The organism is Rhizobium sp. BR 317 (genome assembly GCF_047445835.1).
Taxonomy (GTDB): Bacteria; Pseudomonadota; Alphaproteobacteria; order Rhizobiales; family Rhizobiaceae; genus Rhizobium; species Rhizobium paranaense.
Genome location: NZ_JARWLB010000013.1, coordinates 150,109 through 176,759, shown reverse-complemented (window position 1 = coordinate 176,759; position 26,651 = coordinate 150,109). Strand labels below are relative to the sequence as shown.

Sequence of the window (26,651 nt, the reverse complement as noted above, 5' to 3'; positions counted from 1 at the left end):
GGCGCGATCCGCCCCCATGGCAAGCGCGGTGCGCAGCGTCTCCTCGGCCTTCGCAGGCCCGATCGACACCACCACCACTTCCTCGGCCTTGCCGGCCTCCTTCAGGCGCAGCGCCTCCTCGACCGAAATCTCGTCGAACGGGTTCATCGACATCTTCACATTCGCAAGCTCAACGCCCGATCCATCCGGCTTCACCCGGATCTTGACGTTGTAATCCACTACCCGCTTAACAGGGACGAGAATCTTCATGGAATCCTTCCTTCAACACTGCGCCCACAGAACATGGCCTGTTCAGCGCCTCTCCGTTTGTCGAATGGCGACATGGATACGCGTTTTTACCCCAATTACAACGCTCGCATGACGCAGAATGGCAAATTGCTCTCGGGACATAAATAACGTTTACGTCAACGTCAATAGGATGGATGCCGGCAGGCACAATTTGCCTCACCCTACCGATTCTTACCCGGAACCCACAGCACATCGGCACGCCCCTGATCATTCGCGTGGCGCGCCGCGACAAACAGGAAATCCGAAAGACGGTTGACGTATTTCATGGCCGCCGCGCTGACGCGTTCGCCCTCGCTGCGCGACAGGGCCACCATCAGCCGCTCGGCGCGCCGCGCGATCGTGCGGGCGAGGTGGAGGTGCGCAGAGGCGGGGCTGCCGGCAGGCAGAATGAAGGATCTCAGCGGTTCGAGATGGGCATTGAGCGTATCGATATCCTGTTCGATGCGCTCGACCTGGCTTTCGATGATGCGCAGCGGCTCGTAGGAGAGTGGTTCGTCCGTTTCCGGTGTGGAGAGATCGGCGCCGAGATCGAAAAGGTCGTTCTGGATGCGCATCAGCATGGCATCCAGTTCGGGCATGTCGGCGGTATGCAGCCTGACAACGCCGATGACCGAGTTGGTTTCGTCGATCGTGCCATAGGCTTCGACGCGCAAATCGTGCTTCAGCCGGCGGGGGCCGGCGACAAGGCCAGTGGTGCCGGCATCGCCGGTTTTGGTGTAGATCTTGTTGAGCTTGACCATGGTGATCCCGCCGTCAGGTCGGACGGCCGCCGCCGGTCAGCCACAGCGTCAGCATGATCAGGATGACCGCGATTGCCTGCAGCAGCACGCGAAGCTGCATCAGCCGGTTGGAGAGATTCGGATTGTCGCCCTTCATCATGTTGAACAGGCCGCGAATGAGGACGATCACGACCAGGCCCATGACGATGATGGCGGCGATATAGGTAACGGTAGACATTGCTTCGGGCCTTCGTCTTTCAATCCAACCGGCGCATCAGACGATAGAAAAGGTTAGCCGGCAACAGCCTTTTCAGAAGAACACCCTGTTTTGCAGGCGTGGTCACAACATAATGCGGACGGGGATTCTTGGCGTTCAATGCGGATTTTAACACGTCATAGACCGCTTCGGGTCCCAATTTGTGCCTGTTGACCGGGCCTGTGCCATTCAGCCGCGCCAATTGCCGCCGATATTCGACAGCATGGGCCGAATGTTCGAGGTCGATATGCTCCTTGATCTTGGCGAGCGCATTGGCGGTAAAGCGCGAGGTGATCGGGCCGGGCTCGATCAGGCTGACATGGATGCCGCTATCCTGCAGCTCCATCCGGAGGGTGATCGTCAGGCCCTCCAGCGCGAATTTCGAAGCCGTGTAAGCGCCGCGGAAGCGATAGGGAACCAGGCCAAGAATGGAGGAAACATTGACGATGCGGCCTCGGCCCTGCCTGCGCATCAGCGGGATCACCTGCCGCGTCAGCTCATGCCAGCCGAAGAAATTCGTCTCGAACTGTTCGCGGAGCACATCCGTGGAAAGATCCTCGACCGCGCCCGGCTGGCCATAGGCGCCGTTGTTGAACAGGGCGTCGATACGGTCGCCGGTCCGTTCGCGCACGGTTGCGACCAGCGCCGAGATCGTTTCCGGCAGGGTATAGTCCATCAGCAGCGTTTCGATCCCATCGGCTTCGAGGGAAGCACGGTCGGCCTTCTTGCGCACGGTTGCGAAAACCCGCCAGCCGTCCGCCTTCAACGCGCGGGCGCAGAAAGCGCCGATGCCGGAAGAACAACCCGTGACGATGATGGTGCGTTGATCTGCCATGGAATGATTCCTGTACAAACGAAGAGTCGTTTCCCATATTCAAGGACCCGACACAATCGACAACCGGCAGACGAGAACCGGGCTCAAGCGGAGATGGAATGCCGATATTCGTTCGTACGCTCTATAGGGTCGTCTACGACGCGGTGTTTCATTTCGTCGAGGACGACGGTTTCGCGATGGCAAGCCATGTGGCGCTCTCGACGCTACTCGCTGTTTTTCCGTTTCTGATCTTCGGCACGGCGCTTGCGAGTTTCCTCGGAGCCAGCCAGTTTTCCTCGACGGCGGTGCATCTGATTTTCGATACCTGGCCGGAGGCGATCGCCAAGCCGTTGGCGGATCAGGTGGTGCAGGTGCTGACCATTCCGCGCGGCGGGCTGCTCACCATCTCCGTGCTGGCCGCGGCCTATTTCGCTTCCAACGGTGTGGAGGCGTTGCGCATCTCGCTCAACCGCGCCTACCGCGTGCCGGAAAACCGGCCCTGGTATTTCAATCGTCTTGCGAGCCTCGGCTATGTGCTGATCGCGGTTTTGATCTTTGCCCTCCTCAGCATCATGCTCGTCGCCGTGCCGCTGGTGCTGAATTATACGCGGGAGTGGGTGCCGCGGCTTGCCGATATTCTGGAGGTCGTCTTCAGTTGGCGCATCTATGGCACTGTCTTCCTGCTGCTTGCCGGGCTGCTGATCCTGCATCTGTGGCTGGCAGCCGGCCGGCGGCGGCTGTTGGATGTCATCCCCGGCGTGTTCCTGACATTGCTCTTCTGGTCGCTCGGCGCATTGATCTTTGCCTATTACCTCGCGACCTTCGCCAATTACACGGCCACCTATGCCGGTCTTGCCTCGGTCATGATCGTGCTGGTTTTCCTCTACATGCTCGCGGTGATCTTCATTCTGGGCGCGGAGTTCAATGCGGCGTTGATGAAGTTCAAGGTGCGGCGCATGCTCTTCGGCAAGGGCGGTCCCGAGGCGGATAAACAACGATTGGAAAACCAATCACAGGCCGAGGCGGCGGCGAAGCTCCGCCGGTGACCAGCCCTGCCGGCGCCATTCGGCAATGCCGGTATCGCCCTGGCTCTTCGAGAGCTTCTTGCCGTCTTCGCCGAGAATCAGCCGATGATGATGGTAGAGCGGCTGTGGCAGGTCGAGCAGGGCCTGCAGCAGGCGGTGGACCGCGGTGGCGTGAAAGAGGTCGAGACCGCGAATGACATGGGTCACGCCCTGTGCCGCATCGTCGACGACCACGGAGAGATGATAGCTTGACGGCGCATCGGAGCGCGACAGCACGACATCGCCCCAGGCAGAGGGATTGGCAAGAATATCGCCCCTCTCGCCATCGCCGTTTTCCTGCCAATGCAGCGCCCCCCCGACCTCGGTGATGGCTTTTTCCATGTCGAGCCGCCAGGCGTGTTTGAGGCCGGCGTCGAGCAAGCGCTTTCGCTCCGTGGTGCTACGCAGGCGATCGTCGGGCGGATAGAGCGGCGTGCCGTCCGGATCACGCGGCCACGGGCTGCCGCTGGCAAGGCCTGCCGCGACCCGTGCCTTCACTTCCCCGCGCGTCAGAAAGGCGGGGTAGACGAGGTCGCGCGCGATGAGCGACTGCAGGGCGGCTTGATAGGCCGGGAGGTGTTCGGACTGCCGGCGCACCGGTTTTTCCCAGGAGAGGCCCAGCCAGGCGAGATCGGCAAATATGCCCGCTTCGAATTCGGGTGTGCAGCGGGCCTGATCTATGTCTTCGATGCGCAGGAGGAAACGGCCGCCGGCCTGCTCCGCCATGTCGTGATTGAGGATCGCCGACAAGGCGTGGCCGAGATGCAGCGGGCCATTCGGGCTCGGCGCGAAACGGAAAATCGGCTTTTGACGGGGAATCGCGTTCATGCTTTCTTCTGCCACGAATTTTAATCCCGCACTACGAGAAGCCATGCACATCATCCGCGGCGAAGACGATATCAGGGAGGGGCTGGCGGCGCTGGTCGAGCTCGATCCGCGCCTGCGGCAGATTGTCTCCGAGGCGGGGCCTGTGCCGCTGCGCCTGCGCGAGCCGGGCTTCGAAGGGCTTGCCCATATCATCGTGTCGCAGGTCGTGTCGCGGGCGAGCGCCGATGCGATCTGGGGGCGGATGACGGCGAGGACCGGGCGGGTGACCGCCGAAGCCTATGCCGGGCTGGAGCCGGATGCCTGGCGTGGTTTCGGCCTGTCGCGAATCAAGGCGGATACGCTGGAGCGCGTTGCCGACGCCGTAGTCAGCGGCGGCCTCGATCTTCAGTCGCTGAGTGCCGAAAGCCCGGAAAAGGCGCTTTCCGGGCTGACTGCCATCAAGGGAATCGGCCCCTGGACGGCGGAGGTCTATCTGATGTTCTGCGGCGGTCACGCAGATGTGTTCCCGGTCGGCGACGTCGCCTTGCAGGCGGCTGTCGGCATGGCATTTGGGCATGAGGTCAGGCCCTTGCCCAAGGCTTTGGCCCGGGAAGCGACGGCTTGGATGCCCTGGCGCTCGGTCGCGGCCCGGCTCTTCTGGGCCTATTATGCCGTCAAAACCCGGCGTGACGCGCTGCCTATCGACTGATCGGACGCTCTCGTCGATTCGACGCTATGCACTGAATTTATTGGACTTCACAATCCTGTAACAACCGGCCTAATATACAGATACAGATGCCGAATCGATCAGGAGGGTTCCTTGACGATTGCAGTCTCGCCGCAGTCCTTGCCAGCGCTCGTGTTGAACGCTGACTATAGACCGCTAAGCTATTACCCCTTGTCGCTCTGGTCCTGGCAGGACGCGATCAAGGCGGTTTTCCTTGACCGTGTGAATATCATTGCTGAATACGATCAGTCCGTATCGTCGCCCAGCTTCTCGATGCGGCTGCCAAGCGTCGTCTGCCTCAAGACTTACGTCCAGCCCTCCCGCAACCCTGCCTTTACCCGGTTCAACGTCTTCCTGCGCGACCGGTTTGAATGCCAGTATTGCGGTAATCATGACGATCTGACCTTCGACCACGTCATCCCGCGCGCCCATGGCGGCGAGACGACTTGGGAAAATGTCGTCGCGGCCTGTTCCCCATGCAACCTGCGCAAGGGCAGCAAGCTGCCAAAGCAGGCCGGCATGTTCCCGGCGCAGAAGCCCTACCAGCCGACCGTGCAGGACCTGCACAACAACGGCCGCCTGTTCCCGCCGAACTATCTGCACGATAGCTGGCTCGACTATCTCTACTGGGATACGGAACTGCAGCCGTAAGGTTGATTGTCTTGGAAGGTCGGGCGAGTTCCGCTTTGCCGCGCTTATTTGCATGGCCCCTCACCCTAGCCCTCTCCCCGCAAGCGGGGCGAGGGGACGACAGCGCAAAATAATTGGCCTCACCATATGAACATAGGCGGCGTCGGGCATTGTAGAGCTCCCTCGCCCCGCATAGGCGGGGAGAGGGCTGGGGTGAGGGGCCAGGCACGTAGCTGCAACAGCCGCTCGCTCGCCTGACGAGCTCAGTTCAATCAACCCGCCTTCTTCACACCCATAAACGCAATCGCCGCCAGAATGACGCTGGCGATCACGTTCCAGCCGGCCATCGACAAGCCGAGGACGCGGAGTGCGGCTTCCGTGCAGGACGGGCCCTTGATGGTGCTGAGTTCGTTCAGCAGGTCGCCGGCATTCTGCGTCATGCTGCTGGCAGTCGTGGAGCAGGTCGTCGGGCCGGCCCAGAAGTGCCATTCGACGCCGGCGTGATAGACGCCGATGCCGCCGCCGACCACCATCAGGATGCCGGCAATGGCGAGCAGCGCGCGGGTGATCCACGAGGGCAAGCCGGCCACCGCCGTCAGAGCGGCAACGATCGCGACGGGAATGCCGTAATAATAGGGCTGGCGCTGCTCAAGGCAGAGCGCGCAGGGAATATAGCCGCCGATATATTGGAAGCCGAGCGCCGAGCCGATGACGATGATCATGCCGACGGCAAGCAGCGCGGAATAGGTGAGGCCGGCGCGAGAGGTCAAGGTCTTAGACATGCAAGGGCTCCGTGCTCAGTGCGCCAGCACATAATGGAAGAGGATATAGAGAAGAATGAGGACGACGGCGGCCGCCATGGTGATCTGGCCCAGGCGCTTCTCGATGAAATGCCGGATCGATTCGCCATAGCGGCGCAGCAAAAAGGCCAGGAAGAAGAAGCGGGCGCCGCGGGCGACGATGGCCGAGATGATGAACAGGCCGAGATCGATATGGGCGACGCCGGAAAGGATGGTGACCACCTTGATCGGCGGCAGATGCGCCAGGCCCGACGTGACGAGCAGCAGAACGACCCATCCGTAGGTGACGCCGGCGCTCATCTGGTTGAAGGCGTCGAGCTTGCCGTAGAAGATAAGGATAGGCTTGGCGATCGCCTCGAAGGCGTAATAGCCGAGCGCCCAGCCCGCAATGCCGCCGAGCACGGAAGCGACCGTCGCCGTCAGCGCATAGCGCCAGGCGCGCTCGGGCTTTGCGAGAGACATCGGCAGGAACAGGACGTCGGCGGGCACGAGGAAGATCGAGCTTTCAACGAAGGCGATAATGGCCAACCAAACTTCCGCCGATTTGCGGCGGGCCAGCGACATGGTCCAGTCGTAAAGTCTACGAAGCATTCTGCCCCCTTTTGCTGCGTTGCACACCTTTAGGGGGGAGGATTATGGCTGTAAATGGTCGGGGGATGACGGAAAGGGCACAAAATCAAAAATTTTCGTGATGGTGGGTGTTCGGCGCTGAGACTTTGCCCGGTCGTCAGTGCCCAAACCAAAATCCAACACCCTTGAAGTGCAGCGCATTGAATGCTCAATACTCGGTGTATCCAAGGGGGGCATCGATGCGTCACTTACTCTTTGCGGCGTTATTTTTGTTTTCTTCTCTCGCGGTCGGTCACGCAGCCCAAATAACCAGCGAGCCGGGTGTGAGCGGGATTGACCTAATTACTGTGAAGGGCGTGATCAACGTTGGTGATGACGCGGTGTTCCGCAGGTTGGCGACGGCATCTGATAAGGCCCTCGTCGTGCTGAACAGCGAGGGAGGCGCGCTCAGCGCGGGGATTGAGATAGGCCGCGCTATCCGCTTGCGTGGTTTTGCAACGGTGGTCGCGCAGCAGACATTATGTGCTTCTGCCTGTGCCCTCATATGGCTGGCCGGCTCTCCGCGCTTTCTCGATCGGGCATCGAAGATTGGCTTCCATGCTGCTTTTCGCTTGGCCGATGGAAAGGCGAGTGAAAGCGGGGTCGGCAATGCTCTGGTAGGTGCCTACCTTGATCAGATCGGGCTTCCAGAAGCGGCAATCATATATGTGACGACGGCCCCACCCGAGGGGATTGAATGGTTGACGCCAGAGAAAGCCACGCGGGTTGGCATAGCGTATCAGCCAATAGAACCGGAGACTGCAGCACGTGCACCGCGGTCGGAGTCGGAGAGTGTCTTTGACCCCATGACCACGGTAAGTGCCTTCTATTCTGCTCTGTCGGCGGCCGATGGAGAAAGGGCGTCAGCGCTGGTCGTGCCTGAAAAGCGCGGTAAAGGCCCCTTCAACGAACGGTCGATACAGGATTATTTTGGTGACATGTCGATGCCGTTAACTCTGCGCAGCGTCACTAGGTCAAACGATGAGGTTCGTGTCGCCTACGACTATGTAACGAATGCGGGGAGAACTTGCCATGGTCGCGCAGTCGTTCAGACTGTCTTTGTTTACGGAAAGACGCTCATTTCGCGCATCAAAGCTTTGGATGGTTGCTAAACTGGTCGAGCGCAGCGGTGTTCCGCTATTTGGCTGAACAGCATACCTTTTTAGCATAGGCATTTCCGTAAGTCGCAATGGAGTCGTCCGGGATAGAGCCATTTGCCTTCATCGTTTCCAGGAGGGTCTTCGCTTCATTGGGCTCAAACGTTCTGTCCAGCGCGATGGCGAACCATCCGTTTCTCGATATGTATGCAACAAGGGGCAGACCAGAGGAACGGACGTACTGCTCAGTCTGAGCCAGATTGTCAAAGCTCTTCACCTGCACGAATTGCCTGCCAAAAGGTGCTGCGTCGAATTGGTCCACCCAGACCCAATCGCGGAACATATACCCAACTCTTGAGCCCACCCTTACACGGTACCACTTGCCGGTGTCGCCAAGGATAGTGGCAGGCGAACCGTTGGCGAAATTCTCAACAGTTGGCGACGCCATCGTAGGGGTCGCCTTAAGAGGTGCCATCCCCTTGTAAGTCTGCACCTTCCCTGATCGCGCTGCGGGGATTGACAGGTCCAGGGTCGGTGCGAGGACCGGTGGAAGGCTTGCTACTGCCGGGGCAGTCTGTGCGTTCGGCCAGGATGTCGACGGAACTGCAGGAGTACCTGACGGATTGACCTGTGCAGAGGCGCTGGGCAGTGGTTTCGCCCCATTTAGGGCAACGCGATACTGTTCCATCTCGCTACCAGACAAATAGCGGATGTCGTCGCTGTCGTACTTCAAAGCGAGCTGCATCAGCGCGGGGTCAATGCCCATCTCAGTCATGTAGGTCATGACGTCGGCGGTGAGTTGCTGGACTGCGGAAACTGCGTCAGAGACATTCATCCCACTAGTGTCGGCAAATGACGACTTGTGCACGCCAATCGAGCCGGGGTCTGCAAAGCGAATGACACCGCCCATGAAGGCAAGCGCACACGCGGACTCGCACTCTCCGGCCCTCACTTGAACGGTCGCTAGCCGTAGCGAGCGGATCAATCTACCAAGCTCCATGGCTTTCAGGACATTGCCGCCCGGTGACTTGAAAAGGATCACGCGCGTATTGTTTGCTTGGACGGCCGTCACGAACTTTGACAAGTCTTCGTTTGCGTCAATCTCGCCAGCAACCAACAGGAAGTTTCCAGCCTCCGCGGTTTGTCCGGGAACATAAGAGAGGCTCGCCTGCGCGGTTCCACATCCTAGCATAAGCGCCATTAATGCGCCGGGCGCCCATCTCCACCAATACCGCCGGAACATAATACGCCCCCCACGCCATGCGACCTGACCCACCTTGATAGTGCGCCAGAGTAGGTTGAAGCGCAAGCTGCGTGTATTGGTGGAATATAATCGCCAAAAGGCTGCATATATCCTCCGGAAGTTTTAGCCGTGAGCGTCTTCGAATAAATCGCGACATCAGCCCGTGAACCGCATAACTCCTGTAAGCCACTAGCGGGTTCGGTAGAACGGCGTCAAAATAGGCGCGGCACCTGCCGCCTGTGTTCGAGGCTGCCGGTCTTTATCACGCATTTCACGGTAATTCTTTCGCACTCCATCCGCCTTCAGTACCGGCAGGACGAATTAGCGCGTTATTTCCAATGATATAGGGTTCTCAGTCTGTAAGATGGTGCCCCATGCCGGAGTCGAACCAGCACTTCTTTCGAAACTCGATTTTGAGTCGAGCGCGTCTACCAATTCCGCCAATGGGGCAACGGATCGCAACGAGGCGGGTGTCTAACATGTGATTGGCCGGACGCGCAAGACGGGTTGCGAAGGAATGCGTCTTGTTTTCCGGGACTTGCAATTCGGCCCATGGCGGCAGCGGACGCCATGGGCCGTTTTGTCTCTCGAGGCGCTGGCCTCAGTGGGCCATTGCCGGGGCCTTGTCCGTCGAGCCGGAGCGGCTGATCGTCAGTGCCAGGATGGCGGCGAGCACGCAGAAGGCGCCGGCGATGAAGAAGGCGGGCAGGTAGGTGCTGAGTTCGGTGCGCGACAGGCCTGCACCATAAGCCGCTGTGGCGGCGCCGAGCTGGTGGGCGGCGAAGACCCAGCCAAAGACGAGGCCGGCTTTTTCGCGGCCGAAGCGGTCGGCGGCGATCTTGACGGTCGGCGGTACGGTGGCGATCCAGTCGAGGCCGTAGAAGACGGCGAAGATCGACAGGCCATAGAAGGTGAAATTGCTGAAGGGCAGGTAGATCAGCGACAGGCCGCGCAGGCCGTAATACCAGAAGAGCAGCCAGCGATTGTCGAAGCGGTCGGACAGCCAGCCGGAGCCGATCGTGCCGAAGAAATCGAAGATGCCCATGACGGCCAGAACACTGGCGGCGGCCACCGGCACGATGCCGAAATCGCCGCAGAGTGTGACGAAATGCGTCTGGATCAGGCCATTGGTGGAAAGGCCGCAGATGAAGAAGGTGGCGGCGAGGATCCAGAAGGTGGAACTCGCGGACGCTTCTTTCAGGATGACGAGGGGCGAGGCCAAGGCCGCCTTGAGATTCTTGGTGGCGGGCGGTGTTGGCGAGACATGGATTTCACCGACGAGCGGCAGATTGACGTCGGCGGGACGGTCGCGCATCAGCAGCAGCACGACCAGAGCGGCAACGACGATCATGCCGCAAACGAAGAGCACGGTGGTACGCCAGCCATAGCGTTCCGTCAGCTCCGCCATCAGCGGTAGGAAAACGAGTTGGCCGGTGGCCGAACTCGCCGAGAGCATGCCGACGACGAGGCCGCGATGCTTGATGAACCACCGCGTCGACACCGTGGCGGCCAGCACCATGGCGGTGAGGCCGGTGCCGAAGCCGATGACGATGCCCCAGCAGAGCAGCAACTGCCAGACCTGCGTCATGAACAGCGAGCCGATGAAGCCGGCGCAGATGGTGATCAGCGCGAAGACGATGACCTTGCGGACACCGAAATGGTTCATGAAGGCAGCGGCGAACGGCCCCATCAGGCCGAAGAGCAGCAGGCGAACGGCAAGCGCGGAGGAGATGGAGGATGTGCTCCAGCCGAACTCATCTTCCAGCGGCTTGATGAGCACGCCAGGCGCGCCCATGGCACCGGCGGTGACCAGCATGGTCAAGAAGGTGGCGCCGACGACGACCCATCCATAGTGGATGTTGCGCCGGGCAAGCGTCGAAGCAAGGACTGTGGAAACCATGAGGTGCGTTCCGATAAAGTTGTGTGTCTTGACGTCTGGATCAGAAGGGTGGCGAAAGCGCTGGATCGCAGACGCCCAGGAGTGGCCGTGTCCGCTTCTAGCGCCATGCCGTTCTCCCGGCTTGAACGTTTGTGTAAAGGCATTTACATGATTGCTGTCATATTTGTTGCATATTGATGATGGTCATCATATAAATTGTCAATACAGATTTATTGATGCTCTGATGGAGTTTTTTGATGAGAGTGAGCCGGGAAAAATTCGCTGAGAATCGCGAGAAGATCCTTGCTGTCGCAGGCGAGCTCTTTCGCGAGAAGGGTTTCGACGGCATCGGCGTCGCCGACATCATGAAGGCGGCCGGGCTGACGCATGGCGGCTTCTACGGCCATTTCGAATCGAAGGACGAGCTGGCTTGCGAAGCCAGCAAGGCGCTGGTGGCGCGCTCGCAGGAGCGCTGGCAGCAGGTGGTCGAGGGAGCGCCGGAGGCGCCGCGCGATGCATTACTCACGCATTATCTCTCGCATCGCAACGTCGTCGAGCATGGCACCGGCTGCGTCTTTGCGGCGCTGACGCAGGAGGTCAGCCGTTACGGCCCCGAAATGCAGTCCACCTTCACCAACGGCCTGATGGGAATGGCGGCGATCCTGGAAGAGATCACGCCCGGAGAAACCCAGGAGGAGCGGCGGCGCAAGGCGCTTGCCGATCTCTCCACCATGGTCGGCGCGGTCATTCTTGCCCGCGCCATGGATACGCCCGCGCTTTCCGAGGAGCTTCTGGCCGCAACCCGGCAGGAGCTTGCCTCGCGCTAAAGACTGATTCGATCAGCCGCGGAAGGCGAGCAGACCGTTCGATTCGACGATCTCCGTGATTTTCCCGTCAGGGGCCGTGTCCAGCAGCTCGGCGCGCAACGCCGCCTCGAAATCCGCAAGCTTGTCGCCCAGCGCCTGCGGCGAGGTGGAGGACATCGAGAAAACGCGGCCGACGATATCCTCGATATCTTTTTGATATTCGCTGACAATGCCGATGCGCTCAAGGTTGTTGAAGGGCGAGGCGAGTAGCATGGCCTCATGCGGCGCCCAGGCCTTGCTCTTGCGCAACAGGCGCTGCTCATGGCGTTCCGGCGAAAAAGTTTCCGTCAGTTTATCAACGATGGTGCGCCAATCCGGGCTCGCCTCTATGTGTCTGTCGCCGAACAGTACGACGGCGCCGCCGGGCTCGATCAGCGTGTCGAGAGCCGTAAGCGTCGCCGGGCGATCCATCCAGTGGAAGGAGCGGCCCATGACGCAGAGATGCAGCCTGCCGATATCCGGCCCGAGATCATAGGAAGAACCCTGACGCAGGGTGATCTCGACGCCAGCGTCCTTCGCGCCGGCTTCGGCCGCGGCGAGCATTTCCGGCTCCGGGTCCATGGCGGTGACGGCGGCGCCCTGGAGGCGCGCAAAGGCGATGCCAAGCTGGCCGGGGCCGCAACCAAGGTCCAGCACATGGCCGCCGGCCTTCAGGCCGCTTCGCTCGGCGACACGGGCGATCAGGCTGTCCGGATAGGGGATGCGATAGCGCAGGTAATAGGCCGCGGTCGACTGAAAGCGCCGCGCTTCGAAGGGAGCTGTGATCATGGATTGCCATCCTCGGGGTGGGGGAATCTTGACCTGTTAAGCCTCACCGTGACCTTCTCGTGAAGTAACTTTTGCGCGATTTGCGGTGGGCTCAAGGCATCGTCATTGTCTGCGGTGGAAGGCCATTGCAGCTCAATTGGCTTCAGAGGGTGGGATTGCCCCTTACCCTAGCCCTCTCCCCGCAAGCGGGGCGAGGGGACTGCTCCGTATCTGTCGCTCTGTCCATTTATTCAGAAGGTGCTAATGGAATGCGATAACCCCCTCTCCCTGCATGGGCGGGGAGAGGGTTGAGGTGAGGGGCCGCTCAGGCAGGTACGTGCAACATCATTGGCCCAACCTGACCAGCTCCAAAATCTCCGGTCACTTAAACCCGGCAACCCCATGCGGGATATAGGGTGATTCCAGTGCCTCGATTTCCTGCGGCGTCAGTTTCACCGACAGCGAGGCGACGGCGTCGGCGATGTGGCCGGGCTTTGAGGCGCCGATGATTGGGGCGGTGACGGCGCTCTTCTGCAGGAGCCAGGCGGTGGCGACCTGGGCGCGGGCGACGCCACGGGCTTTGGCGATGGCGCCGACGGCTTCGACGACCTTACGGTCGGCCTCGACCGCCTGTGTGTAAAGTGTCTTGCCGAATTCGTCGGTTTGCGAGCGCGCCGTCGCCTCGTCCCAGTCGCGGGTGAGGCGGCCGCGGGCAAGCGGGCTCCAGGGGATGACGGCGATCTTCTGGTCTTCGCAGAAGGGCAGCATTTCGCGCTCTTCCTCGCGATAGAGCAGGTTCAGGTGGTTCTGCATGCTGACGAATTCGGTCCAGCCATTGAGGCGCGAGGTGTAGATCGCCTTGGCGAATTGCCAGGAATACATCGAGGAGGCGCCGATATAGCGGGCCTTGCCGGCCTTGACGACATCGTGCAGCGCTTCCAGCGTTTCCTCGATCGGCGTCGAATAGTCCCAGCGATGGATCTGGTAGAGATCGACATAGTCGGTACCGAGGCGGCGCAGGCTGTTGTCGATCTCATCGAAAATCGCCTTGCGCGACAGGCCGGCGCCGTTCGGGCCGGGGCGCATGCGGTTGAACACCTTCGTTGCGAGAACGATATCCTCGCGGCGCGCGAAAGCCTTGATGGCGCGGCCGACGATTTCCTCCGACGAGCCGTTGGAATAGGTGTTCGCCGTGTCGAGGAAGTTGATGCCTGCCTCGATCGCCTGCTTGAGCAGGGGGCGGCTGTCCTCCTCCTTCAGCGACCAGGCATGCGTGCCCTTGCCGGGATCGCCATAGGTCATGCAGCCCAGGCAGATGCGGGACACTTCAAGGCCGGTTTTGCCAAGCTTCACGTATTCCATCGGTAGTCTCCATCCTGTTTTAGGGTCCGATACGGAAACGCTCCGCCGCCGGACCGGAGGCAGAGTGGATGTGTCATCGAAGGCAGACTAGCGGAGCGCAGCTTCGCCGATTAGCTCAATAATTCGCAATAGGCTTTGAAGCAGTGCTAAATAAAGACGGCGATTTCCGCGGACGCTAAGGCAACAATCGCAATTGTTTTCCTTGAACCTGCGGCGCAACAGGTGTTAGCTGCACCGCAGCATTTTTCTGGACTTTGGTATGAAACTGCCCCCAAGCAACACCTATGATGCCCTTTATCGCGATTTTCGTTGGGACATTCCGGCGAAATTCAATATCGGGCGCGCGGTTTGCGATGACTGGGCTGAGCGGGAGCCGGACCGGGTCTGCCTTGAGCATTTCAACCCGGACGGCAGTCATCGGACGATGACCTATGGCGAGCTGCGGGACCGTTCCGCCGCTTTTGCCAATGCGTTGACGGCGCTCGGCGTGCGGCCGGGCGATCGGGTGGCGCTGCTTTTGCCGCAGAGTTTCGAGACCGTCATCGCGCATGTCGCCATCTACAAGATGGGAGCGATCGCACTGCCGCTGGCGCTGCTTTTCGGCGCCGAGGCGTTGGAATACCGGCTGGCGATTTCGGGAACCTCGGCGATCGTCACCAACCAGTTCGGCCTGTCGCGGCTGCGGCCGATCCGGGATCGCTTGCCGGACCTGGCGCATGTGATCAGTATCGACGGCGCCGGGGAGGGTGTCGCCGGCTTTGCAGAGTTGGTCGCCGCTCATCCGCCGCTTTTCGACGTGGCGGAAACCGGGCCGGACGCCCCGGCGCTGATGATTTTCACCTCGGGTACCACGGGACCGCCGAAGGGTGCCTTGCATGGCCATCGCGTTTTGCCGGGGCATATTCCGGGCATGCAGTTMGCCCATGAAGGTTTTCCTCAAGGAGGCGACAGGCTCTGGACGCCGTCGGATTGGGCCTGGGCGGGTGGGCTGCTGAACGCGCTGCTGCCGAGCCTCATGCTCGGCGTGCCCGTCGTCTCCTCGCCGGCGCAGAAATTCGATGCGCATATGGCCTTTCGCATCATGGCCGAGATGGGCGTGCGCAATGCCTTCATTCCGCCGACCGCCTTGCGGCTGCTGAAGTCGGTCAGCAATCCCCGGGCGCTTTACGATCTTAAATTGCGCACCGTCGGTTCGGCCGGTGAGGCGCTCGGGCGCGAGACCTATGAATGGGCGCGTTCCGCCCTCGGGGTCACCGTCAACGAGTTTTTCGGCCAGACGGAGTGCAATTTCGTTCTGTCCTCCAGCGCGGCCTTCGGCGTCAGCCGTGGCGGGGCGACCGGCAAGCAGGTGCCCGGTCATCGCGTTGCGATCGTCGACGTTGATGGCAGGGAGATGCCGGTTGGCGAGAGCGGGCAGATCGCCATTCAGCGGCCCGATCCGGTGATGTTCCTCGGCTATTGGCAGGACGAGAAGGCGACGGAGGCGAAATTCGTCGGTGACTGGCTGTTGACCGGCGATCTCGGCCGGCAGGATGCGGACGGCTACATTTCCTTTATCGGCCGCGACGACGATGTCATCACTTCGTCGGGCTATCGTATCGGTCCTAGCGAGATCGAGGACTGTCTCGGCGGTCATCCGGCCGTGCAACTGGCCGCCGCCGTCGGCAAGCCGGATGCGGTGCGCACGGAAATCGTCAAGGCCTATGTGGTTCTCGCGCCCGGCTTCGAGCCGAGCGAGGTGCTGGCCGCCGAGATCCGCGACTGGGTGAAAACGCGGCTTTCCATGCATGAATATCCGCGCGAGATCGAGTTTGTCGATGCCCTGCCGCTGACGACATCGGGCAAGGTCATCCGCCGCCTGCTGCGCGATCGTGCAGTGGCCGAGGCTCTGGAAGCAAACCGGATGTCTAGCGCTTCGTAAGCGACAATATCTTCTCGCGCAGCAGCTTCGCCATGTTGCGGGTGCTGCGGTACATGTGCAGTTGCGTTGCCACTTGGCGGACGTCGCGGTCGCCGTTCTGTGTCAGGCCGATGATCAGCGTGCCCATGTCTTCGCGCTCCTGCCAGAAGCGGCTCATGATCGGATGATCCGGCACGGCGCAGGAGTCGGAACGGACGATGTTGGCGTCGTCGAGATGCCATTCAGTCAGTTCGCCCATCAGCAGCTTGCCCGGCGAATAGCGGGCATAATCCTCGTTATAGGCTGTTTTCCAGGTATAGGCTTCGCCGCCCATCATCAGCACGATCATCGAGGCGATTGCCTTGCCGTTGAGGTCGATGGTGTGAATGCGTACGGCATCGACGGCGGCGAGGTTGGAGACGGCTTCGCGGGCGAAGGCCGCATGGTGGCGGTCCGTGACCAAGGCGCTGCGCTTCTTGCCCTTCCAGCCGCTCGCCTCCAACGCCATGAATTCTTCCATGCGCAGGTGAATGTCGCGGGGCTGGCGGGCGACGCTGTAGACGACCTCACCATGATTTTCCAGGAGGCGCCACTGGCGGCGCATTTCACGCAGATGCGCGTTCGAAATCGTTCGCTTGAGATAGGCGAGCGCGTCCTCGCTGCTGTCGAGCATCGGCCGTTGATAGGGATTGGCAACCGTGAGGGGCAGGTTGCGGCCGATGGCGACCGCTTTTGCCATCTGGGCGAAACGGCCGTTCAACCGGATATCCGGCAGTACCAGCGTGGTCGGCAGGCCCAGTTCACGTCGGGTCAGCGCCTCGAAGAGATTGTCGAGCGTCTCGCCGGCCTCTTCGGCATCCACCAGCGGCGTGCCGACCGGGCCGAAGGAATTCGACCAGACGCGGATAATCGAAGGACCGATCGCAAAACCCGGCTTGTCGACGGTAAAGGGCATCAGGAAGCGCATGCGGCTCCGGCTGCCATTTTCATCGCGCATCAAAGCGAGGCGGATCTGCCGATCCTCCAGGCGCGGCATGGCAGGCGCCAGGAAGCGACCGGAAAAGAAGACGTTCGGCTCCATGGCACGATTGGAGAGAAAATCCAGTTCGTCCTGCAGCTCATAGCCGAGCTTGCCGGGATAGAGGCAGAGTTCACGGCCGGCGCGTCCGACCTCGACGCGGGCCTCCGCCTTGGGTCGTTCGAAATGCAGCGCCGCGAGCGTGTGCGTCAGAGCGTTGACTTGGCTGTCTGTGCTTTCGGTAAAGGGAGGGCGCGCCATGGTCAGAGTGCCCCGTTCGTTGCTGGCGCCGTCGGCCGGCGGCTAAGGGCGAAGAGCACGATGCCGAACGCGCGGCGCACGGCGATATGCAGCAACACGGCCTCGACCATCATGGCGCTGGCCGCAGCAATGGCCGCGCCTTCGATGCCGAAATGCGGAATGAGAGCGACGTTGAGGCCGATATTAGCGATCAGCGCCGCGGCATAGAGATAGACGCAAAGCATCTGCCGGTCTGCCATCAGCAGCAGCACCTCGGCTGGACCGACGAGCGCCTTGGCGAGAACGCCGGCAAGCAGGATCGCGATGACCACCTGGCCTTCGGTAAAGGCCGCGCCGAAAAGCGAGAGCAGGAATTGCCCGGCCGCGAACACGACAAGACCGACGGCAAGAGCCGGGAAGAAGGTCCAGCGCGCGGCTTCCGTGGCGAAGGCTGCTAGTTTTTCCCGATCGTTCTCGGCCATGATGGCGGCAAAGCGCGGGCCGATGGCGGCCTTGACGGCGAAATAGATGAAATGCACCAGCGCCATGATCTTGGCAGCGGCGAAATAGACGGCGACCTCTGCGGGATCGAGGTAGATGCCGACCACGACGACATCGGAATTCGTCAGGAGATAACCGACGCCCTCGACCAGAAAGACCGGGAAAGCGACGGCAAACCAGGCACTGAATTCGATCGTTTTCGGGCCGTCGGGATAGTGGCGGCGCAGGCGAAAGGTGACGGCGAGATACTGGCAGCAGACGGTGACGAAAGCGGCGGCAAGGGCAGCCGCCATCGCCGTCACAGCACTATGGGCCGCGCCGGAAAGAATGGCCGTCAGCATGAACAGCAGGATCAGCGTCGGGCGGATGAGGAAGGTCGGGCTCAGCGCCATGACCGGCCAGTGATTGGCGCGCGCCGTCCCGTCCAGCACATCGCCGAGCGCGATCATCGGTACGGCGATCAGGCCGAGAAAGATCGGCGTGACGTAATAGTTTTCGACCATGCCGCTGAAAGCATAGAGCGCCGCCATGCCGATCAGCGCCAGCCCGCCGGCAACCGCCAGGACGAAGCGGCGGGCGGTGGCGGTCACACCGCGGATGGCATCGTGATCGCCGCTCGCATCATATTGCGGCAGGAAACGAATGATGGCGGTCGGGAAGCCGAGGCAGGCAAGATTGCCGAATAGGATCATCAGAACCCAGACGAAGACGAAGACGCCATATTCGAAACGGCCCATCATTCGGGCAAGGACGATCTGTGAGACGAAGGCAAGGGCGGCACCGGCAATGCGGATCGCGAAAGCGACCAGCGCCATGCGCTGCGAGACGACCTTTTCGTCATTGCCGGTGAAAAGGGGCGCGAGTTTGCGCAGATACGGCGACAGCACAGTCCGCAGCCCGGACGGCAGCATTTTCTCTGCTGTTTGAAAGACCGCCATGTCGATACGCAATACTTAAAACATGATTTAACCTAACGACAGTTTTCGCAGAGGGGGGTTAAGATTCGGTTCCTCGAATACACGAAAAGCGTGCGAAGACGGTGCCGGCGTATCAACAAAATGCCGCCCGAAGGCGACACTTATGGATCGATAGGATGCGAAGGCTTAAACAGGTCCTACGCCGTGTTGACGGAGTCGGTAAAGGTCTGCTTCGGACCGTCACCGTGTCATTTTGCGATTTTCTGAGGCGCATCCTTGTCCGCTACGAGCTGACCGCCCTTGGCCCAGTGTTCGCGAGGGACCTCGCTGATCAACACGTCCACGCTGTCCGTCGGGCAAGCAAGCGTCTCAGCGGTGACCTGAGTGACCTTGCGGACGAAATCACGCTTTTGTTCGAGGGTTCGGCCTGGATGCATTTCGAGGTGAATTGTTGGCATTGGAAAGCTCCTGTTTGGCTGCCGTCTCGACTTGAGAATGGCTGAGGCAAAGGAACTATGGCCGCTGGCTTCTCCGGAATAAACATGCTCTATGTTCATTCATTTAGAACCATTGGGTTTATAATATGGATAAGTTGTCCGCTATGACGATGTTCGTGCGGGTGGTTGAGCACGGCAGCTTCAGCGCCGCGGCCGACGCTGCCGGCGTGTCTCCCACCATGGCGGGTAAGCAGGTGCGGGCGATAGAAGCGCGCCTGGGAGCTCGCCTGCTGCATCGAACCACCCGGCGTCAGCAACTGACCGAAATCGGCCGACTATATTACGAGCGCTGCAAGCAAGTGCTGGCCGATGTGCAACTGGCTGACGCCAGTGCGAGCGAATTGCAATCCGAGCCTCGCGGCCTGCTGCGTATCGTCTCCCCCGTCACGTTCGGAAGTCACCGCCTGATGCCGGCACTTGCCGATTATCTCGCCATGTATCCCGCCGTGAGCGTGGACGTCATGCTGGACAACGGGGTGCCGGACCTGTCGCGAGAGGGGTGCGAACTCGCAATTCGGATAGGCGAGGTCGCCCAGGTCGATTTGGTGGCGCGCCCTTTGCAGCCGTATCGAAGGATAATGGCCGCGTCAGCGGCCTATCTGGAGCGGCGGGGTACGCCCGCGCATCCCAGAGATTTGTCCGTGCATGACTGCCTCGGCCTTTCTTATTGGCGTCGCCGCGACCAGTGGTATTTGTTCGGCCCGGATGGCGAATGGCGGCCGGATGTGAGCGGGCGATTGTCTGCCGACAATGGCGATGCGCTGCGCGTTGCGGCCTTGAATGGCGCTGGTATCGTCCTTCAGCCGGAAGTCATGCTTGCCGATGATCTTGCCAGAGGTCGCCTCGTGCAGGTGCTGCCGGAATGGACACCCGTCGCCTCACCGATGTACCTGTTATACGCCGTAGACCGTCGGCCGACGGCGAAGCTGCGCAGCATGATCGATTTCTTGCTGAAGCGTTTTGGCGCACATGCTGAGTAGTTATCGCCGCGGCATCCGACAAAATCGCGCATAAAAAATGCCGCCCGAAGGCGGCATTTTGATCATTGCAGAGATTGCGAAATCTCAAACCACTTCGTTGCTTTCAAAAGCCCCGTGGCAGTGCTTATACTTTTTGCCGGAGCCGCAGGGGCAGGTCTCGTTGCGGCCGATGCGGCCCCAGGTCGCCGGATTCTGCGGATCGCGGTTTTCCGGGGCAACGACGTTTTCGTTGACGAGGCTCAGCGGCGCAAATTCGTCTTCACCGGTCGTGGCATCGATATGGCGCGCCTGCATGGGCAGCGTCTGCGGCTCGGCCGGCTGCTGCACCAGTTCAACGCGCGACAACTGACCCGTGACGGCCTGGCGCAGGTTGTTCAGAAGCGACTGGAAGAGTTCGAAAGCCTCGGCCTTGTATTCCTGCAGCGGATCGCGCTGGGCGTAGCCGCGGAAGCCGATGACGGAGCGCAGATGGTCGAGGTTGACGATGTGCTCACGCCAGAGATTGTCTAGCGTCTGCAGCACGATGGAGCGCTCGACATAGGTCATGATCTCAGGGCCGAAGCGCTCGGCCTTTTCCGTGGCGGCCTTGTCTGCTGCTTCCGTCAGGCGGGTGCGGATATCGTCTTCGGCGATACCTTCTTCCTTGACCCAGTCATGCACCGGCATATCGAGATCGAAGAAGTTGGCGACCGCGGTCTTCAGGCCATCGGCATCCCACTGCTCGGCATAAGCGCGCTCGGGGATATACTTGGAAACCAGATCTTCGATGACCTCGTGGCGCATGTCGCCGACGGTTTCGGAGAGATCCGTCGCATCCATCAGCTCGACGCGCTGCTCGAAGATGACCTTGCGCTGATCGTTCAGCACGTCGTCATACTTCAGGACGTTCTTGCGGATATCGAAGTTGCGGGCTTCGACCTTCTTCTGGGCGCGTTCCAGCGCCTTGTTGATCCAGGGATGGACGATGGCTTCGCCTTCCTTGAGGCCGAGCTTCTGCAGCATGCCGTCCATACGATCGGAGCCGAAGATGCGCATCAGGTCATCCTGGAGCGACAGGTAGAATTTCGAGCGGCCGGGGTCGCCCTGACGGCCGGAACGGCCGCGCAACTGATTGTCGATGCGGCGGCTTTCATGGCGCTCGCTGGCGATAACGTAGAGACCGCCGGCGGTGAGCGCCTGCTGCTTGAGCTCCTTGATCTCTTCGGCGATCTTGGCGATTGCCGCATCGCGCTCCGGACCGGGCTCCATCCCGTCCAAATCGCGCTCGACGCGCATATCGAGGTTGCCGCCGAGCTGGATGTCGGTACCGCGGCCAGCCATGTTGGTGGCGATCGTGACCGCGCCGGGAACACCGGCCTGTGCAACGATATAGGCTTCCTGCTCGTGGTAGCGGGCGTTCAGAACCTGGAAGTTGCTGAAGCCCTGCTTGCGCATGAGGTCGGCAAGAAGCTCGGACTTTTCGATCGAGGTGGTGCCGACGAGCACCGGCTGGCCGCGCTTATGGGCGTCCAGAATTTCGGTGATGATCGCCTTATACTTCTCGTCGTGCGTACGGTAGACTTCGTCGTCCTCGTCGATACGCTGGATCGGCAAGTTGGTCGGCACTTCGACCACGTCGAGGCCGTAGATGTTGCCGAATTCTTCCGCTTCCGTCGACGCCGTACCGGTCATGCCGGCCAGCTTGCCGTACATGCGGAAGTAATTCTGGAAGGTGATCTGGGCCAGCGTCTGGTTTTCAGGCTGGATCTGCACCCGTTCCTTGGCCTCCAGCGCCTGGTGCTGGCCGTCCGAATAGCGGCGGCCCGGCATCATGCGGCCGGTGAATTCGTCGATAATGACGACTTCGTCGTTGCGGACGATATAGTCCTTGTCGCGCTGGAAGAGCTTGTGGGCCTTCAGGGCGTTGTTGACGTGGTGGACGATCGCAACGTTTTCGACGTCGTAGAGCGATTCAGCCTTCAGCAAGCCAGCGTCACGCAGCATGTTTTCCAGCTTTTCGGTGCCGTCTTCGGAGAAGTTGGCCGAGCGCTGCTTCTCGTCGATCTCGTAATCGTCCTTCGACAGGCGCGGAATGAAGGCGTCGATCGTGGTATAGAGATCGGAACGGTCGTCGAGCGGGCCGGAAATGATGAGCGGCGTGCGCGCCTCGTCGACGAGGATCGAGTCCACTTCGTCGACGATCGCAAAATTGTGACCGCGCTGCACCATCTGGCCGCGGTCGTATTTCATATTGTCGCGCAGATAGTCGAAGCCGAGTTCGTTGTTGGTGGCGTAAGTGATGTCGCAGGCATAGGCGTCGCGTCGTTCTTCATCCGACAGGCCGTGTATGATGACGCCGGTGCTCAGGCCGAGGAAGCCGTAAATGCGGCCCATGTGGCCACTGTCGCGCTGCGCCAGGTAGTCGTTGACGGTGACGACGTGAACGCCCTTGCCGGCAAGCGCGTTCAGGTAGACGGGCAGGGTCGCGACCAGTGTCTTGCCTTCACCCGTCTTCATTTCGGAGATCGCATTCGAATGCAGGATCATGCCGCCGATGAGCTGTACGTCAAAAGGTCGCATGCCGAGAACGCGCCGCGAGGCCTCGCGCACCACGGCAAAAGCGGGGACGAGAAGGTCGTCGAGCGTCTTGCCGTCGGCAAGCTGCTGGCGGAACTCGACCGTCTTCGCGGCCAAGGCTTCGTCAGACAAAGCGCGCATCTGTTCTTCGAGCGCGTTGATCGCAACGACATTCGGCTGGAATGACTTGACGCGACGGTCGTTGGACGAGCCAAACAACTTGCGGGCAATTCCACCTAGGCTGACCATATGACTGGTCCTTTCTGAGATTTCATCCTGTCGTTTTCTGCTTCATCCGCCACTGAAAAAATCGGGAGTATAGCACAAAACGCCCGGAAACTGTTCTGGACGCGAGGTTGCGTGACAGATAAGAGGGGGGTCGATTGATGTCAACGGGAATTGGCCGATACAGAAAGGCCACATTCTCCTGCTGAAGGCTTTTCCTACCGGATTCATTACTTGGAGCCGGTCGAGACCACCGAAAGGTTATTTTATGTTGAGCTACAACAAACTTGCTGCGGTTGCATTCGCAACATTCGTCACCTTGCAGGCGCCGGTGTTTGCCGCTGACGCCAAAGATCCCGTTGTCGCCAAGGTCGGCGATGTTGAAATCCATCAGTCCGAGCTCGATCTCGCGATCGCCAACCTCGACCCGCAGCTTGGCCAGCTTCCCGACGAACAGAAGAAGGTCGCGGCACTTTCGGCTTCGATCGACGTTAAGCTGCTCGCCAAGGACGCGGCTGCCGAAAAGCTCGACCAGACGCCGGACTTCCAGTCGCACATGGCCTATCTGCGCGATCGCGAGCTGCACAACGCCTATTTCAAGGCGCATGTCGCCGACGCGATCAAGGACGATGAGGTCAAGGCCCGCTACGACAAGGAAGTCGCCGCCCTGCCGAAGCAGGAAGAGGTCCACGCACGCCACATCCTGGTGAAGACCGAGGATGAAGCCAAGGCAATCATCAAGGAACTCGACGCCGGCAAGGATTTTGCCGAACTCGCCAAGGAAAAGTCGACCGACCCGAACAAGGGCGACGGCGGCGATCTCGGCTATTTCGCCCGCGGCCGCATGGTCAAGGAATTCGAAGACGCAGCCTTCGCGCTGCCGGTCGGCACCTACACCAAGACCCCTGTGAAGTCCGACTTCGGCTGGCACGTCATCAAGGTCGAAGACAAGCGCGTCGCTCCGCCGCCGCCGTTCGACCAGGTGAAGGATCAGGTTCGTCAGCTCGTCATGCGCGACAAGTATCTTGAACTCCTGAACAAGGCTAAGCAGGAATCGAAGGTCGTCATCAATGACCCGGCGCTGAGCAAGGCCTATGATGATGCGCAGAAGCAGCAGGATCAGGCGCCGGCAGACGACGTGGTTGCCCCTGACGCTCAGCCGCAGCAGTAAGTCGCAGCAGTCAAACCATCAGGGCCCGGTTTTTTCCGGGCCCTTCACTGGAGCCGGATGATTTTCTTCGGCATCATGCTCGTTCAGGTGGCCTCATGTCCGGTTCTGTCTCCCCGCTCGCTCCCAAATCCTTCGTTTCCATGCCGGCTTTGCGCGGCGTGCGCATGACCACGGCATCCGCCGGTATCAAATACAAGAACCGGACCGACGTCCTGCTCATGGTTTTCGACAGGCCGGCGGCCGTCGCGGGTGTCTTTACCCGCTCGAGGTGCCCGTCGGCTCCCGTCGATTTCTGCCGGTCGAACCTGCCGCACGGCAGCGCCCGGGCCGTCGTCGTCAATTCCGGCAATGCCAATGCTTTCACCGGCCTCAAGGGCCGCCAGGCGACCGAGCTCACCGCCAAGTCGGCGGCCGCTGCCGTCGGCTGCGACGAAAATGAAGTCTACCTCGCCTCGACAGGCGTGATCGGCGAGCCGCTGGATGCGACCAAGTTCGCCGGCGTGCTCGACACCATGGCCAAGGATGCGACCAGCGATTTCTGGTTCGAAGCCGCCAAGGCGATCATGACGACGGATACCTATCCGAAGGTTGCCACCCGCAGCGCCGAGATCGGCGGCGTCAAAGTCACCATCAACGGCATCGCCAAGGGTGCCGGCATGATCGCGCCCGATATGGCGACCATGCTGTCCTTCGTCGTCACCGATGCCGACATCTCTTCCGCTGCCTTGCAGACCCTTCTGTCGGAAGGCGTCGACCCAAGTTTCAATTCGATGACGGTCGACAGCGATACGTCGACGTCGGATACGCTGATGTTGTTCGCCACCGGTGCTGCCGCCGCTGACGGTCAGGCGCATATCGAACGCGCCGATGATCCCAAGCTTGTTGCTTTCCGCACGGCGCTGAACGAGCTCCTGAAGGATCTCGCCATCCAGGTGGTTCGCGACGGCGAAGGCGCCACCAAGATGCTCGAGATTACCGTGACCGGCGCCGAGAATGACGCGGCTGCCAAGCGTATTGCGCTCTCGATCGCCAATTCGCCGCTGGTCAAGACCGCTGCTGCCGGCGAAGACGCCAATTGGGGCCGCGTCGTCATGGCCGTCGGCAAGGCCGGCGAAATGGCCGACCGCGACAGGCTCGCCATCTGGTTCGGTGACGTCCGCGTCGCCGTCAATGGCGAACGCGATGCCTCCTATTCCGAGGAAGCAGCTTCCAACGTGATGAAGCAGCAGGATATTCCTGTGAAAGTCGACCTTGGGCTCGGCAATGGCCGGGCGACGGTCTGGACCTGCGACCTCACCAAGGAATATGTTGCCATCAATGGCGACTACCGGAGCTGATATCCTTCCGATGCATGCGCAGTCTACGATGAACAAGCTGCCTTTGGTGCGCAGGCTCGAAGCCGTTGGTTTCCGGGCATGGCCTGCCTCGTCCGTGCAGTATGATGGCAGTTGGCAGGTGCGGTTGACGGCGGGCCATCCGTCGAAACGGCTGAACTGCGTCGTGCCGCTCGATCCCTCTGACAGCCGCGATCTCGATATCCGGCTGACGAAGGCGCAGCGCAAGTTCGAAGCCTATGGCCGGCCAATGGTGGTGCGCGAGACGCCGCTGGCCTCGCCAATGCTGATCGAGCTGTTGCAGCGCCATGGCTGGACGCGGTTTGAAGAAACCATCGTCATGACCGCCGATCTGATCGATCTCGAGCTTCCCGATACGCTGGATCATCTGCCGAGCCATGATGTCGGCCGGTATGTCGACGCGAGCCTCTTGGTGGATAAAGCCKATCCTATTCTCAAGCCTGCCCTGGCCGAGGTGGTGAGCGGGATCAAGCCGCCGTCGGGCCTTTTCGTCATCGAGAATGACGAGGCCGGACCGGTGGCGACGACACTTTGCGTGCAGGATAACGACCTCGCCGGCATCATGTCGGTGTCGGTGGCGGCTGAGCACCGGCGCAAGGGATTGGCGATCGAGATCCTGACGTCGGCGCTGCGGTGGGCGCGCATGCGCAGCGCCCGGACCGCTTGGCTTCAGGTCGGCGCCTCCAACGAACCGGCATTGGCGCTCTATGCCCGTTTCGGTTTTCGCGAGGCCTATCGTTATTGCTACTGGCGCCCTGCGGGTGAAGCATGAGCGAGGCCGGTCGTAAGATCATTCTGGTCGCTGCCTGCGCGCTCATCGACACCGATGGCCGCATTCTTCTGGCGCAGCGGCCGGAAGGCAAATCGCTGGCCGGTCTTTGGGAATTTCCAGGCGGCAAGGTCGAGCCCGGCGAGACGCCGGAAGAGACCTTGGTGCGCGAACTTCAGGAAGAACTCGGCATCCAGACGAAGATCGCGTGCTTGGCGCCGCTGACCTTTGCTAGCCATACCTACGAAACCTTCCACCTGCTGATGCCTCTTTACATCTGCCGGCGTTACGAGGGGTTCCCGCACGGCCGCGAGGGCCAGGCGATCAAGTGGGTGCGGCCGCAGGCGCTGCGCGACTATCCAATGCCGCCGGCCGACGAGCCGCTGATCCCCTTCTTGCAAGATCTTCTGTAAAGCATCCTGAGCGATGGCGCGCCTACCGCGCCATTCTATAAACCTGTCTTCGAAGCTGGGTCTGCATCGACTTCGGCATCTTTTGATCGGCGCGCCACTTGCAGATATTTTCAGGCATTTCATGCGAAGTTGTGCAGCGTCTCGTCCATAACGGTATCGTTACCGCGGTTGCTGTTTCCGAAATTACAACCAGCTAAACAT

Annotated in this window: 26 protein-coding genes and 1 tRNA gene; 11 read left to right on the top strand and 16 right to left on the bottom strand. The window is 60.8% G+C overall.

The window, feature by feature from the left end; genetic code table 11:
* The 4 genes from QD357_RS20870 to QD357_RS20855 all read right to left on the bottom strand — a co-directional run.
* Window positions 1-249: electron transfer flavoprotein subunit beta/FixA family protein (locus QD357_RS20870; protein WP_414124913.1), on the bottom strand; the 249-nt coding region annotated here is incomplete at its 3' end.
* A 200-nt stretch (window positions 250-449) separates the two neighbouring features.
* Window positions 450-1,028 (bottom strand): cob(I)yrinic acid a,c-diamide adenosyltransferase, encoded by a 579-nt coding sequence (locus QD357_RS20865; protein ID WP_183937757.1) that lies wholly within the window; start codon window positions 1,026-1,028, stop codon window positions 450-452.
* A gap of 13 nt (window positions 1,029-1,041) precedes the next feature.
* Complete coding sequence (locus tag QD357_RS20860) at window positions 1,042-1,245, bottom strand: twin transmembrane helix small protein (protein ID WP_183937759.1); 204 nt, start codon at window positions 1,243-1,245, stop codon at window positions 1,042-1,044.
* 19 nt (window positions 1,246-1,264) lie between these two features.
* Entirely contained in the window at window positions 1,265-2,098 is an 834-nt protein-coding gene (locus QD357_RS20855) for an SDR family oxidoreductase (protein ID WP_183937761.1), read from the bottom strand.
* Between the two features lie 98 nt (window positions 2,099-2,196).
* Here QD357_RS20855 and QD357_RS20850 point away from each other — a divergent pair, with 98 nt between their 5' ends.
* Window positions 2,197-3,123, top strand: coding sequence for a YihY/virulence factor BrkB family protein (locus QD357_RS20850; protein WP_107109431.1), 927 nt, complete (start codon window positions 2,197-2,199; stop codon window positions 3,121-3,123).
* Here the strand turns inward: QD357_RS20850 and gluQRS are convergent.
* Complete coding sequence (gene gluQRS / locus QD357_RS20845) at window positions 3,088-3,969, bottom strand: tRNA glutamyl-Q(34) synthetase GluQRS (protein ID WP_107109430.1); 882 nt, start codon at window positions 3,967-3,969, stop codon at window positions 3,088-3,090. The genes QD357_RS20850 and gluQRS overlap by 36 nt on opposite strands.
* Window positions 3,970-4,012: 43 nt before the next feature.
* Here gluQRS and QD357_RS20840 point away from each other — a divergent pair, with 43 nt between their 5' ends.
* Both QD357_RS20840 and QD357_RS20835 read left to right on the top strand, forming a co-directional pair.
* Entirely contained in the window at window positions 4,013-4,657 is a 645-nt protein-coding gene (locus QD357_RS20840; protein WP_107109429.1) for a DNA-3-methyladenine glycosylase family protein, read from the top strand.
* Window positions 4,658-4,768: 111 nt separating this feature from the next.
* Window positions 4,769-5,326 (top strand): HNH endonuclease, encoded by a 558-nt coding sequence (locus tag QD357_RS20835; RefSeq protein ID WP_028754837.1) that lies wholly within the window; start codon window positions 4,769-4,771, stop codon window positions 5,324-5,326.
* Window positions 5,327-5,577: 251 nt separating this feature from the next.
* Here QD357_RS20835 and QD357_RS20830 read toward each other — a convergent pair whose 3' ends face one another.
* On the bottom strand, window positions 5,578-6,087 hold the full coding sequence (locus QD357_RS20830) for a disulfide bond formation protein B (protein ID WP_107109428.1): 510 nt from the start codon (window positions 6,085-6,087) through the stop codon (window positions 5,578-5,580).
* 15 nt (window positions 6,088-6,102) lie between these two features.
* Window positions 6,103-6,696 (bottom strand): YqaA family protein, encoded by a 594-nt coding sequence (locus QD357_RS20825; protein WP_107109427.1) that lies wholly within the window; start codon window positions 6,694-6,696, stop codon window positions 6,103-6,105.
* Between the two features lie 218 nt (window positions 6,697-6,914).
* On the opposite strand from QD357_RS20825, the gene QD357_RS20820 reads away from it, so the two are divergent.
* Window positions 6,915-7,826: a hypothetical protein gene (locus tag QD357_RS20820; RefSeq protein WP_107109426.1), complete on the top strand. Its 912-nt coding sequence runs from the start codon at window positions 6,915-6,917 to the stop codon at window positions 7,824-7,826.
* A gap of 25 nt (window positions 7,827-7,851) precedes the next feature.
* Here the strand turns inward: QD357_RS20820 and QD357_RS20815 are convergent, their stop codons facing one another.
* The 3 genes from QD357_RS20815 to QD357_RS20805 all read right to left on the bottom strand — a co-directional run bounded on the left by QD357_RS20815 (window position 7,852) and on the right by QD357_RS20805 (window position 10,954).
* Window positions 7,852-8,928 (bottom strand): hypothetical protein, encoded by a 1,077-nt coding sequence (locus QD357_RS20815; protein WP_414124912.1) that lies wholly within the window; start codon window positions 8,926-8,928, stop codon window positions 7,852-7,854.
* 491 nt (window positions 8,929-9,419) lie between these two features.
* Window positions 9,420-9,504: transfer RNA gene (locus QD357_RS20810), tRNA-Leu, on the bottom strand.
* A gap of 151 nt (window positions 9,505-9,655) precedes the next feature.
* A complete protein-coding gene (locus QD357_RS20805) occupies window positions 9,656-10,954 on the bottom strand; it encodes an MFS transporter (protein WP_107109424.1) in 1,299 nt (432 codons plus the stop codon).
* A 236-nt stretch (window positions 10,955-11,190) separates the two neighbouring features.
* Here QD357_RS20805 and QD357_RS20800 point away from each other — a divergent pair, with 236 nt between their 5' ends.
* The gene (locus QD357_RS20800) at window positions 11,191-11,760 is read left to right on the top strand and encodes a TetR/AcrR family transcriptional regulator (protein ID WP_107109423.1); all 570 of its coding nucleotides are present in this window, start codon (window positions 11,191-11,193) and stop codon (window positions 11,758-11,760) included.
* 12 nt (window positions 11,761-11,772) lie between these two features.
* On the opposite strand, the gene QD357_RS20795 is transcribed toward QD357_RS20800, so the two are convergent.
* Together QD357_RS20795 and QD357_RS20790 are read right to left on the bottom strand one after the other, a co-directional pair.
* A complete protein-coding gene (locus QD357_RS20795) occupies window positions 11,773-12,567 on the bottom strand; it encodes a class I SAM-dependent methyltransferase (RefSeq protein ID WP_107109422.1) in 795 nt (264 codons plus the stop codon).
* Between the two features lie 360 nt (window positions 12,568-12,927).
* Complete coding sequence (locus QD357_RS20790; RefSeq protein ID WP_107109421.1) at window positions 12,928-13,908, bottom strand: aldo/keto reductase; 981 nt, start codon at window positions 13,906-13,908, stop codon at window positions 12,928-12,930.
* 259 nt (window positions 13,909-14,167) lie between these two features.
* Here QD357_RS20790 and QD357_RS20785 point away from each other — a divergent pair, with 259 nt between their 5' ends.
* Window positions 14,168-15,829: an AMP-binding protein gene (locus tag QD357_RS20785; RefSeq protein WP_414124911.1), complete on the top strand. Its 1,662-nt coding sequence runs from the start codon at window positions 14,168-14,170 to the stop codon at window positions 15,827-15,829.
* Here the strand turns inward: QD357_RS20785 and QD357_RS20780 are convergent.
* From QD357_RS20780 to QD357_RS20770, 3 genes are all read right to left on the bottom strand, one after another.
* A complete protein-coding gene (locus QD357_RS20780) occupies window positions 15,816-17,087 on the bottom strand; it encodes a GNAT family N-acetyltransferase (RefSeq protein ID WP_107109419.1) in 1,272 nt (423 codons plus the stop codon). The two genes, QD357_RS20785 and QD357_RS20780, sit on opposite strands and share 14 nt — an antisense overlap.
* Before the next feature lie 2 nt (window positions 17,088-17,089).
* On the bottom strand, window positions 17,090-18,505 hold the full coding sequence (locus QD357_RS20775; RefSeq protein ID WP_107109488.1) for a lipopolysaccharide biosynthesis protein: 1,416 nt from the start codon (window positions 18,503-18,505) through the stop codon (window positions 17,090-17,092).
* A 227-nt stretch (window positions 18,506-18,732) separates the two neighbouring features.
* Window positions 18,733-19,041, bottom strand: coding sequence for a 4-oxalocrotonate tautomerase (locus QD357_RS20770; protein ID WP_280951175.1), 309 nt, complete (start codon window positions 19,039-19,041; stop codon window positions 18,733-18,735).
* A 26-nt stretch (window positions 19,042-19,067) separates the two neighbouring features.
* On the opposite strand from QD357_RS20770, the gene QD357_RS20765 reads away from it, so the two are divergent.
* Window positions 19,068-19,961, top strand: a complete 894-nt coding sequence (locus tag QD357_RS20765; RefSeq protein WP_107109417.1) for a LysR family transcriptional regulator — start codon at window positions 19,068-19,070, stop codon at window positions 19,959-19,961.
* An 84-nt stretch (window positions 19,962-20,045) separates the two neighbouring features.
* Here QD357_RS20765 and secA read toward each other — a convergent pair whose 3' ends face one another.
* Entirely contained in the window at window positions 20,046-22,766 is a 2,721-nt protein-coding gene (gene secA, locus QD357_RS20760) for a preprotein translocase subunit SecA (protein ID WP_107109416.1), read from the bottom strand.
* A 244-nt stretch (window positions 22,767-23,010) separates the two neighbouring features.
* Between secA and QD357_RS20755 the strand changes: the two genes are divergently transcribed.
* The 4 genes from QD357_RS20755 to mutT all read left to right on the top strand — a co-directional run bounded on the left by QD357_RS20755 (window position 23,011) and on the right by mutT (window position 26,450).
* Complete coding sequence (locus QD357_RS20755) at window positions 23,011-23,913, top strand: peptidylprolyl isomerase (RefSeq protein ID WP_107109415.1); 903 nt, start codon at window positions 23,011-23,013, stop codon at window positions 23,911-23,913.
* A 95-nt stretch (window positions 23,914-24,008) separates the two neighbouring features.
* Window positions 24,009-25,250: a bifunctional glutamate N-acetyltransferase/amino-acid acetyltransferase ArgJ gene (argJ, locus tag QD357_RS20750; RefSeq protein WP_107109414.1), complete on the top strand. Its 1,242-nt coding sequence runs from the start codon at window positions 24,009-24,011 to the stop codon at window positions 25,248-25,250.
* Window positions 25,231-26,040 carry a GNAT family N-acetyltransferase gene (locus QD357_RS20745; RefSeq protein ID WP_414124910.1) on the top strand — a complete coding sequence of 270 codons (810 nt, stop codon included), beginning with the start codon at window positions 25,231-25,233 and terminating at the stop codon, window positions 26,038-26,040. Before argJ ends, QD357_RS20745 begins: the two co-directional genes overlap by 20 nt.
* On the top strand, window positions 26,037-26,450 hold the full coding sequence (mutT, locus tag QD357_RS20740; RefSeq protein WP_107109413.1) for an 8-oxo-dGTP diphosphatase MutT: 414 nt from the start codon (window positions 26,037-26,039) through the stop codon (window positions 26,448-26,450). The genes QD357_RS20745 and mutT overlap by 4 nt, the downstream gene beginning before the upstream one ends.
* The last annotated feature ends 201 nt before the right edge of the window (window positions 26,451-26,651 follow it).